Here is a 10875-nt window from a genome sequence, read left to right on the forward strand (position 1 = left end):
GCCGTAGACCGAGGACGCGATGGCAAGGGTGGCGAAGATCGGCGGAATTTCGGCCACCGCCACCATGACGCCGGTGAACAGGCCGATGGCCGCGACCAGGATGGCCCCGAAGACGACGGCCAGCGTGAAGTCGACGCCCCAGGTGGAGATCCAAATGCTGAACGCGACGCCGACGACCATCACCGCCACCATGGTCAGGTCGATGCCGCGCCCAACGACGATGAGCCCCATGCCGACGGCCAGCGTGCCGAGGATCGAGACATTCTTGAGAATGGCAAGGATGTTGCCCTGGCTCAGGAAATTGTTGAGCGTCGCCGAGAACACCAGGAAGAGGACGGCCGAGATCGCGCCGACGACGAGTTCCTGGGACATTTTGATGCCCAAGCGCGCGGTGTCGGATTTGCCCGACCCAGCCAAGTCAGTTCCTCCCTCGCTGCCGGTTTGAACCAGCGGCGTGCCAAAGCGGCCTTGCCCCAGGGGCTTTGCCGCGACGACGTTCCTCCACAGCCCTAAGCCGGCTGCTTGCGTGAAGACCATCGCGGCTCAGGGCGGCAGGGGCAATTTCGATTTTCTGATGCGCTGTGCAGTTCGTCAGTGTGGAAAAAGAGGATGAGGAATCGTCGGTTGTGTGCTCTGCCGGATTTCACCTGTCGCAAAGCTCAGCCCGATGCCGGCAGCGTGCCGCGATCCCCGTGACGGTACTTTCCTGAGTGACGGGAGCGTCAAGTAAGGCACAAGCGGGCCCTGCTCTCCCTGGGTTTCCGTCCTAGAGGCCGTTTCCATCGATCATCGCCATCAGGCAATCGCCAGCTTGCGTGCCGCTGATGCCCAGATCACGCACGCTGTTCATGTGGTTTCGGTCATTCAGGCGGAGATCGCTGACAGGGTGCCCCTGCGCGCGCAAGCGCTTTCCGAAGTCGGCGGCCTGCTGGTGAAAAGGTGACGTTTCCTGATCTCCGACGAGAATGGTCGCTGCCGTCTCCGGGTCATGCCACCGCGTCATTGGGGTGAAAGCAGCTGCCTCCTCATCGGTGATGCCGATTAACGGCTGGAGGAAGGAGGTCTGAAGGGGCTTGAGGTCGTAAAGGCCGCCTAGCAGCAGCGCCGCACGTATGCGCGACGGCATGGGCGCCTTTTCGAACAGGAATGTGGCCAGGTGCGCACCCGCCGAATGACCACTTACGCTTAGCCGGGCAGGGTCGCCGCCATGGGCGGCTATATTGTCCAGCACCCATTGTTTGGCACGCCGGATCTGGTCGACGATTGCCGCCATCCTGAATTCGGGCATCAGCGCATAGTCGACGATGACCGCGACCGCCCCAGCTTTGGTGACTGTGTTCGCTACATAAGAATAGTCGCTCCTGGAGAACATGCGCCAGTAGCCACCATGGATGAAGATGTGCACGGGAAGATCCCTGCGCACACCGGGCGGAAAGAACAGGTCCAGCCTTTCGGCCTCGCCCTCGCCATAGGCGATACCCGCCGACATCGGCAGGGTCGCCCGGGTTTCGGCGCTGCGAGTCACTATGTCGGTCACGATATCATCAAAATCGGCCACATGGTCGCGCGTGCGGAAAGGGTCCTTTGACATGACTGCCGGTTCAGAAGGTGACGGCAATATATTTAGCCTCCATGAACTCGGCGATGCCGTGGTGCTGGCCGCCTTCGCGGCCAAGGCCGCTCTGCTTGACGCCTCCGAATGGTGCGGCCGGATCCGACATCAGTCCCCGGTTGAGGCCGATCATGCCGGCCTCGATCCCCGACGCCACCCGCATGCCGCGCCCAACATCGCGTGTGTATATATAAGCGGCCAGGCCATATTCCGTGTTGTTAGCATGGGCGATGGCCTGGGCCTCGGTGTCGAAGCGTGTGATAGGTGCCACCGGGCCGAAAATCTCCTCGTGCGCCATCTCCGCATCCGGCGGCACCTCGGACAGCACTGTTGGCGGATAGAAGAATCCTTCTTCCTCCGAAATCGCCCCGCCGCAAAGCACCTTGGCTCCCCGGCCCACCGCGTCCTTGACCAGGCGATCGATCTTGTCGACAGCCTTTCTGGTGATCATCGGCCCGCACTCGGTGTCGGCATTCGGGCCCGCCCCCACCTTAAGTGCCGCCATGCGCTTGCGGAGCCCGTCGGCAAAAGCATCATAGATTCCCGATTGCACATAGAGGCGATTGGCGGCGGTGCAGGCTTCGCCGGCGTTGCGCATCTTGGCGATCATCGCGCCATCGAGGGCGGCGTCGAGATCGGCATCGTCGAAGACGACAAACGGGGCATTGCCGCCGAGTTCCATAGAACACGAAATGACATGCTTTGAAGCCTCGCCGAGCAAGGTTCGGCCGACACCCGTCGACCCCGTGAAGGACAGCTTCCTGACCCGCGGATCGGCAAGCATGGCCGAAGTCAGCGGCCCGGGACTGGTCGTGGTCAGCACGTTGACGACGCCGGCAGGCACGCCGGCTTCGCTGTAGAGTGCCGCCAGCGCATAGGCCGTCAGTGGTGTTTCGCTGGCCGGCTTTAGGACGACAGTGCAGCCTGCCGCCAGCGCCGGCGCGATCTTGCGGGTCGCCATCGCGGCCGGAAAATTCCACGGTGTGATCAGCACGCAAATTCCGATCGGCTCATAATCGACCACGATCCGGTTGGTGCCGGATGGCGCGGTGCCGAATTCACCGGTGATCCGGACCGCCTCTTCGGCATTCCAGCGGAAGAACTCGGCGGCATAAGCCACTTCGCCGCGCGCGTCGCGCAGCGCCTTGCCGTTCTCCAGCGAGATCAGCATGGCGAGCGTTTCGGAGCGTTCGACCATCAGTTCGAAACAGCGCCTGAGGATTTCCGAGCGTTTGCGCGGCGCAGTTTCCCGCCATCTCCTAGCTGCTTTGGCCGCCGCCTCGACGGCGGCGGTGGCGTCCTCGACCGTCGCATCGGGAACCGCCGCGATCACCGCCGCGGAGGAGGGATCGACGACATCGATGAGCCGACCGTCGGAGGACGACCGCCAAGTGCCGTCGATGTAGAGTCCGTGCGAAAAACCGCGCACGTCATAGCCATCCTGGTCGAGTTGCTGAGCGTTCAAATTCATCGCTTTGTTCCGTTTCTCACATAACGCAGGCGGCGAGGTCGCCGTCATGGGCGGCCTGGACGAGGCGTCGCATCGTGCCGAGATCGAACGCACGCGGATTGTTCTTGATCAGGCGGTCAATGCCGAGCGCTTGCTCTGCGGTCCACTCAAGCTTATCGGCAGGGAGGCCCAGATCCGCCAATGTTGGCGTAATACCGATCGCCGCGAACAATCGCCTGATCTCCTCGATCGTGGCGGCTGCCATCTCGTCGGCGGTTCGCGCCTTGGCCTCCAAGCCAAGTGCCGCGCCGATCTCTGCCATCTCGTGAGCGGCGACGCGGCTGTTATAGGTCATCACGTAAGGCATCATTGTGGCCACGCCCAAACCATGGGCGGTGTGGGTGAGGGCGCCTGCCGGGTATTGCACGGCATGCGCCGCCGCCGTGCCGGCGGTGCCGAACGCGCAGCCCGCCGCCAGAGCGCCCATCATGACATCGGCACGCGCGTCGGCATCCGTGCCGTCGCTGCAGGCTTTCTCCAGACTCCGGCCAAGCAGCTTTATCGCGAGCAACGCGAAATGGTCTGTCAGCGCCGTCTTGCCGATGAAGACATGCTGTTGCGGGAGATTGGGGTCTTCACCGCGCCGCATGGCGGTGAAGGCCTCAATCGCATGGGTCAAAGCGTCGGCGCCGGCGATCGCGGTCAGGCCAGGCGGACAGGTCATTGTCAGCTCGGGATCGCACAGAGCGACCGCGGCGATAAGGTGAGGGCTCGATATGCCGACCTTGAGCGTCCGGTCCGGGTCGGAAATCACCGCGACCGGCGTCACCTCGGAGCCGGTGCCGGCCGTGGTGGGTACGGCGATCAGCGGCAGTGTCTGACCCGGCACCTTGAACTCCCCGTAATAGTCCTGGAGCTTGCCGCCATGGCTGAGCAGCAGGGTGGCGCATTTGGCGAAATCGAGACAGCTGCCGCCGCCGATGCCGATCACCATATCCGGCCCGAACCCCTTCGCTTCCTCGACGCAGACGCCGACCGTATCGCGTGGCACGTCGGGCAGAACACGATCATGCACCAGGACCTCGATCGAGGCTGACTGAAGGGACTTGATGATGTCGGCGAATACCGTTGTGCCCGCGAAACGCTCGTCGGTGCAGACCAGCGCGCGTCGGCCGAACCGGGCGGCGACCGTCGGCAGCACATGGCGTTGCCCCTTCCCGAACAGGATTTCACGCGGCAACCGCAGGGCGGCGAAGAGGGTCATGATTGGTCCTTTGACGGCTGCTGACTGGAAACGGAGGCATTGAACTCGGTCTGGATCGGACGGTTTAAGAGTGTGTCTCTCGCACTTAAAAGATATCCGCTTTAAAATCGTATAGGATATAGGATTGCATCCGCGGAACCATCGTGTTAGCAGTCCTCACTGTCAAGAGGCAAAATATGCAGACCGCAAACTTACCCGACCCAAGCGACGCCAGCATTGGAGCTGGTCGCATCCAGCGCGCCAACAGTCTCGTCGAAGATGTCTATGAAGCCATCTTCGCGCAGTTGATGGCGCTGAAGATTCCCCCCGGCTCGCGCATCACAGTCGACAGCTTGGTCAAGGAATTCAACGTCTCGCACACGCCGATCCGGGAAGCCCTCGGACGGCTCGAAGGCGAAGGCCTGGTGCTCAAGACGCATCTGATCGGTTATCGTGCCGCGCCCCAGATCACCCGGCGCCGTTTCGACGAATTATACGAGATGCGTCTGCTGCTCGAGCCGCATGGCGCCGCAAAGGCCGCCGCAACGATGGACGACGCCAAGCTCGATCTGTTGCTCGAAGCTGCCGGCGTGATGTCACGCCGCGAAGGCAAGGATGATCGCGTGCGCTATTCGAATTTCGCCAGGCAGGATGCGATCTTCCACGACAAGATCATGGAGTTTTCTCAAAACGAACTCATCCGCGAGACGTTGAGCCACCAGCACACGCACTTCCACATCTTCCGCCTGATGTTCCATGCACGCGTGACCGAGGAGGCGCTTGACGAACACGAGGCGATCCTTGCCGCGTTCGGCTCGGCCGATCCCGATGCCGCCGAAAAGGCGATGCGCATCCATATAGAGCACTCGCGCGATCGCCTGCTCCCGGCATTCGATTGAGGTCGGAACGGATGTCCATTGCCGCGAATATCGCCGGGGAGGGCGGGAGCACGTTGTCCAGCGATGCGCCTGGTTCGCTTGAACCGGTGCTGCGCGCCCAGGAATTGTCCAAGCAATACGGCCCAGTGACGGTGTTGTCGGACGTCACCCTGGACGTCCTGCCGGGAGAGATCCACGCCATCATTGGCGAGAACGGTGCCGGCAAGTCGACGTTGATGCGGCTGCTGTCCGGCTATGTCGAGCCAAGCCACGGCACGTTGTCGATGAACGGACACGCGGTGAAATTTGCCAAGCCTGCCCAAGCACAGGATGCCGGTATCGCTTTGGTTCATCAGGAGATACTGCTCGCCGAGGGGCTCACGGTCACCGACAATCTGTTTCTCGGGCGAGAGCTTTCGCGTGGCCATGTCGTGGATGACCGCACCATGCGCCGGCTGGCAACCGAGAAACTGGCGCAGATCGGCTGCGCGGTCTCGCCAAGGGCACTGGTGCGCGACGTTTCGCTGGCAGACCGGCAGATGGTGCAGATCGCTCGCGCCCTGCTTGACGACCACAAGGTGGTTATCTTCGACGAGCCGACCGCCGTTCTGACCGGTGGCGAGGTCGAGCGCCTGCTGGAGATCGTCCTGCAACTGAAGGCTCACGGCACCGCCGTGCTCTATATCAGCCACCGGTTGGATGAGGTGCAGCGGGTCGCAGACAAAGTGACCGTTCTGCGCGACGGCAAGATGGTCGGCACCTATCCCGGCAAGACGCTGAGCCAGATGGACATGGCGCGGCTGATGGTCGGGCGCGAACTGGCAGCGCTCTATCCTGAGAGAACCGCAGCGCCTTCGGATGTACCGATGCTGAGCGTGAGGAACGCCTCCGTTCCCGGCTATGTGGAGGACGTGTCGTTCACGGTCCACAAGGGCGAGATCCTGGGGTTCGCCGGTATGGTCGGCGCAGGCCGAACCGAACTCTTCGAGGGCATTATCGGCTTGCGCCCGGCAGTTGCCAAGATCGAACTTGAGGGCAAGTCGGTCCATTTCCAATCGCCGCGCGCGGCGATCGACGCCGGCGTCGGTTACCTGACCGAGGATCGCAAGGGCAAGGGACTGCTGCTGCAAGAGCACCTGGCGCCTAACCTGACGCTGTCGGCGCTCGATGTGTTTCATCCCGGCCTCTCGATGGGTCGGCGCCGCGAAGCGCAAGCCCTGGAACAGGCCGTGGAGACATATGACATCAGGCTGAAGAGCCTCGGCGCCAAAGCGGCCCAGCTTTCCGGGGGCAATCAGCAGAAGCTGCTGCTGGCGAAGGTGCTGCTGACCGATCCTTCGGTGGTCATTATCGACGAGCCCACGCGTGGCATCGACATCGCCAACAAGGCGCAGATCTATGCCTTCATCCAGGAGCTTGTGGCCAAGGGCAAGGCCTGCATCGTCATCTCTTCGGAGATGCAGGAATTGATCGGCATCTGCGACCGCATCCTGGTGATGCGCGAAGGCCGCATCACCGGCGAGGTCAGTGGCGCCGAAATGACCGAAAGCAATGTGGCGGTACTGGCGACCAGTGGCCCCAAGCAAGGGCCAAAAGCCAAGGGAGGCACAAAATGGCTGTCATGAGCGAATCCGCACCCAGGCGTCGCCCCCTCGATCTCAACATCAGTTGGACCGATATCGGGCCTTTTCTTGCGCTGGCAGCTCTGCTGGTGGTCGGTTACCTCATCAACCCCGATTTCCTGTCCGCCACCAACCTCGCCAACGTCATCACCCGCAGCGCCTTCATTGCTATTATCGCGGTCGGCGCGACATTTGTGATCTCGTCGGGGGGGCTCGATCTTTCCGTCGGCTCGATGGCCGCCTTCATCACCGGCATCACCATCATGTTCATGAACGCGGTGGCGCCGCATGCCGGCATCTGGGCTATTCCCGCCGGTATGGCGGTTGCGATCCTGGTCGGCCTGGTGTGCGGGCTTGCCAACGGGCTCATCGTCACGGTCGGCAGGATCGAACCGTTTATCGCCACGCTGGGCACGATGGGGATTTTCCGGGCGCTGATAACCTATCTGACCGATGGCGGCACGATACCGATCGACAGGTCGTTGCGCGAGGCGTACCGGCCTGTCTATTTCGGCACGGTCGGCGGGATCCCGGTTCCAATCCTCATATCCATCGCAGTCGCCGCGGTCGCATCCTTCATCCTTTACAAGATGAAATATGGGCGCAAATGTGCGGCGGTCGGCGCCAATGAGGATGTCGCCCGTTATTCCGGCATCTCGGTGATCAGGACACGGACCGTGGCCTATATCGTCCAGGGTGTCTGTGTGGCGATTGCCGCGATCTGCTACGTGCCGCGCCTGGGCGCCGCAACGCCGACGACCGGACAGCTTTGGGAACTGCAGGTCATCACCGCCGTGGTGATTGGCGGCACCGCATTGCGCGGCGGCAAGGGCCATGTGTGGGGGACAGTCGCCGGCGCCGTCATCCTGGAACTCATCGCCAACCTCATGGTGCTGTCAGACTTCGTCTCCGAATACCTCGTTGCCGCTGTTCAGGGCGTCATCATCATCATCGCCATGCTCATCCAGCGGTTTTCGAATTCGAAATAGCGCCGCGTCCGGACCACGCGGATTAACGTTCTTGTAGGTCCAAGGGAGAAGACAATGTTCAGTAGAAAATGGATTGCGGCAGCGACACTTGGCGCGCTGCTGCTGGCCGGCCAGGCCATGGCGCAAGACAAGAAGGTCATCGCGGTGTCGATACCGGCCGCTGACCACGGTTGGACAGCGGGCATCGTCTACCACGCACAAGCGGCGGCCAAGGAAATCAACGCCGCGTTCCCGAACGTCGAAGTGGTCGTGAAGACGTCGCCGTCCGCGGCGGAGCAGGTCAGCGCGCTTGAGGACCTGTCGGCCAGCCGCAAGCTGGATGCTCTGGTGATCCTGCCTTACAGCTCGGAAGAGCTGACCCAGCCGGTCAAGGCTATCAAGGACATGGGCACGTTCATCACCGTCGTCGATCGCGGTCTGACTGACGCCTCCGTCCAGGATCTCTACCTCGCCGGCGACAATATCGCGGTTGGCACCAACACCGCCAAGTTCATGATCGACAAGCTTGGCGGCAAGGGCGACGTCGTTGTGTTGCGCGGCATTCCGACCGTCATCGACGACGAGCGCATCAAGGGCTTCCAGGACACGATCAAAGGCACTGATCTGAAAGTCCTCGACATCCAGTACGCGCATTGGAACAGCGACGAAGCCTTCAAGCTGATGCAGGACTATCTGGCCAAGTACCCGCATATCGATGCGGTGTGGGCCAATGACGACGACATGCTGCTTGGCGTGCTCGAGGCGGTCAAGCAGTCGGGGCGGACCGACATCAAGCTTGCGCTCGGTGGCAACGGCATGAAGGACATCGTCAAGAAAGTGATCGACGGCGACGCCATGACGCCGGTCGAGACGCCATACCCGCCGTCGATGATCAAGACCGCGATCTACATGACAGTCGCCAACCTGATCGGCCAGGCACCCGTCCGTGGCACCGTCAAGCTCGACGCGCCGTTGATCACCCAGGCCAACGCCAAGGAATATTACTTTCCGGATTCGCCATTCTGACCCTATCCGATTTCACAGAAAGGCAGGCGCAGTCTGCGCCTTGCCTAGCTCAAAACACTGAGAGGAAGAACCATGCCAGGCAAAAAGATACTGATGCTGACCGGTGAGTTCACCGAAGAATACGAAATCTTTGTCTATCAGCAAGCGATGGAAGCCGTCGGTCACACCATCCACGTGGTATGCCCGGACAAGAACGCCGGAGATCTGATCAAGACCTCGCTGCACGACTTCGAGGGCGACCAGACCTACACCGAAAAGCTCGGCCATTATGCGCTGATCAACAAGACTTTCTCGGAAGCCGAGAGGCAGCTCGATCAGTATCATGCCGTCTACTGCGCGGGCGGCCGCGGCCCGGAATACATCCGCACCGACAAGCGCGTGCAGGCGATCGTGCGCCATTTCCACGAGGCCAAGAAGCCAATCTTCACCATCTGCCACGGCGTGCAGATCCTGATCGCTGTCGACGGCGTGGTGCGCGGCAAAAAGGTCGCGGCACTCGGCGCCTGCGAGCCGGAGGTGACACTGGCGGGTGGCACCTATATCGACCTGTCGCCGACCGAGGCCTATGTGGACGGGACAATGGTTTCGGCCAAAGGTTGGACGGCGCTTGCTGCGTTCATCCGCGAATGTCTGAAGGTGCTGGGAACGGAAATCCGCCACGCATAAACTTCTGGAACCGACGCATTCGCCAAGGGATGCGTCGGTTCCCTTCAACAGCGCTTCCATATCCATCAACTCGGTCGGGATCGCGGCTCCCGAGCTACGATATAGGCGAGACACTTAAGTATTGCCGCCTGTTGCGCCGCTTTTCATCCTGCCTGTTCCACTGGTGCTGTTCGACAGGGTCGGCGCGCGGCGTTGTTTCAGCATCCGGATAGGCCGTGTCGTCGACCGTGCGGCCCCGTCGTCCCCCCGAGGCCACCTCGCTCCGGGCTTGCTCATTCGGATTGCAAGCTGCTGACATCAGTCAACGCCTGCAACGGCGCTACGCCACCGGAAATCGGGGTGCGCTTGAGTTCAGGCCCGCGTCAGTAAATCTGGCATCGCGGACAATCCAATAATCTCCCGGCGTCCGGGGTTGGTCATCGGCCTGACGAAAAGAACGGCGTCCAGGAACGATTTCGGCCGGCTGTCGTTGCCTGACATTAGGTATCCCTTATGGACTTTGCGAAATGCCGCTGTGTCAGAATCTATGCCCTCTTGAAATGACGTTCAAATGTCCGCGCTGCGGATTGGCTTTGCTGAAACCCGGGCGCTGGTTCCAGGTTGCGTCCAAATATCGCTGCGAGGGCTGTCACAGCGAAATCCGGATTACGTATCCCGACAAGATTGCACTTTTCCAGAAGTATGCGGATTCGCAGGGCGAGGTCCATCTCCCCCAAAGCATAGCTCAGTCCTGACCAGTCGTTCAGCGGCTAGGCCACGGTCCTGCCAGGAGGGCAGGCGATCTGAAGGCTGACTTCCGGCGGTAGAGTTGCCTGTAGCATGGAACGAAATCCGTTCCCTGCGGTTGGAGTTGTCCAGCTACACGCGATTGAACCGGCCTTGCCCCACAGTCAGGAGCAGTGATGCAAACATACCTGGTGGAACAAATGGAGGGGGATGACGTGGTCGCGGCGAGTAACGTCAATGCGTCCAGCCCGTTCACGGCGGCGACTATGTCAACGGGACGCCAGGTTACCCTGCGGACTTGGGAAAAAAATTGGGTTCGTGTAACGGATGAGCTTGGAGGGGAAGTGTTCGCATACTGCTTCGTTTCAAGCACTGGCAAAGCGGATAGCAGCGCGCAGCCCGACACCTCTGTAAGGTAAGGTAGTCCCGCAGCCCGGGCGGGCGCAGGCTGGCCTCTTCATCTTCGAATAATTCAAGCGATTAAGACCGTCTCACGCATCATCCGAATGATTGATGAAAAGATCATGCCGCGGAGCGATAAGCGGCAACAATCCTAGCGTGGGGCCCTTATGTCTCTGGCGCATTTAGAATCTTCGAGGGCGATTCAAACGGTGCAGGCTGACTACCAAGCGGTGGTCCCTTGCCGATGGTTAAAAGCTCCCGATCATGCTCTTGACCATGGCG

Annotated in this window: 8 protein-coding genes and 1 pseudogene; 5 read left to right on the top strand and 4 right to left on the bottom strand. The window is 61.3% G+C overall.

Going from position 1 to position 10875, the window contains the following annotated elements:
• From EN991_RS00130 to EN991_RS00145, 4 genes and pseudogenes are all read right to left on the bottom strand, one after another.
• Nucleotides 1–372, bottom strand: a pseudogene (locus EN991_RS00130) (ABC transporter permease); the annotation flags it as partial.
• Nucleotides 373–766: 394 nt separating this feature from the next.
• Nucleotides 767–1591 (bottom strand): alpha/beta hydrolase, encoded by an 825-nt coding sequence (locus EN991_RS00135; protein ID WP_164753424.1) that lies wholly within the window; start codon nt 1589–1591, stop codon nt 767–769.
• A 10-nt stretch (nt 1592–1601) separates the two neighbouring features.
• A complete protein-coding gene (locus tag EN991_RS00140) occupies nt 1602–3083 on the bottom strand; it encodes an NAD-dependent succinate-semialdehyde dehydrogenase (protein WP_127367922.1) in 1482 nt (493 codons plus the stop codon).
• Nucleotides 3084–3099: 16 nt separating this feature from the next.
• Complete coding sequence (locus EN991_RS00145; protein ID WP_127367923.1) at nt 3100–4326, bottom strand: iron-containing alcohol dehydrogenase; 1227 nt, start codon at nt 4324–4326, stop codon at nt 3100–3102.
• A gap of 176 nt (nt 4327–4502) precedes the next feature.
• On the opposite strand from EN991_RS00145, the gene EN991_RS00150 reads away from it, so the two are divergent.
• The 5 genes from EN991_RS00150 to EN991_RS00170 all read left to right on the top strand — a co-directional run bounded on the left by EN991_RS00150 (nt 4503) and on the right by EN991_RS00170 (nt 9465).
• Nucleotides 4503–5204 carry a GntR family transcriptional regulator gene (locus EN991_RS00150; RefSeq protein WP_013533133.1) on the top strand — a complete coding sequence of 234 codons (702 nt, stop codon included), beginning with the start codon at nt 4503–4505 and terminating at the stop codon, nt 5202–5204.
• An 11-nt stretch (nt 5205–5215) separates the two neighbouring features.
• Nucleotides 5216–6808 (top strand): sugar ABC transporter ATP-binding protein, encoded by a 1593-nt coding sequence (locus EN991_RS00155; RefSeq protein ID WP_127367924.1) that lies wholly within the window; start codon nt 5216–5218, stop codon nt 6806–6808.
• Nucleotides 6796–7794, top strand: a complete 999-nt coding sequence (locus EN991_RS00160; protein ID WP_127367925.1) for an ABC transporter permease — start codon at nt 6796–6798, stop codon at nt 7792–7794. Before EN991_RS00155 ends, EN991_RS00160 begins: the two co-directional genes overlap by 13 nt.
• Nucleotides 7795–7848: 54 nt before the next feature.
• Nucleotides 7849–8799: a substrate-binding domain-containing protein gene (locus tag EN991_RS00165; protein WP_013533130.1), complete on the top strand. Its 951-nt coding sequence runs from the start codon at nt 7849–7851 to the stop codon at nt 8797–8799.
• A 72-nt stretch (nt 8800–8871) separates the two neighbouring features.
• Nucleotides 8872–9465 (top strand): DJ-1/PfpI family protein, encoded by a 594-nt coding sequence (locus EN991_RS00170; RefSeq protein ID WP_013533129.1) that lies wholly within the window; start codon nt 8872–8874, stop codon nt 9463–9465.
• The last annotated feature ends 1410 nt before the right edge of the window (nt 9466–10875 follow it).

The sequence above is a fragment of the Mesorhizobium sp. M7A.F.Ca.US.005.03.2.1 genome, from assembly GCF_003997795.1.
GTDB lineage: Bacteria > Pseudomonadota > Alphaproteobacteria > Rhizobiales > Rhizobiaceae > Mesorhizobium > Mesorhizobium ciceri.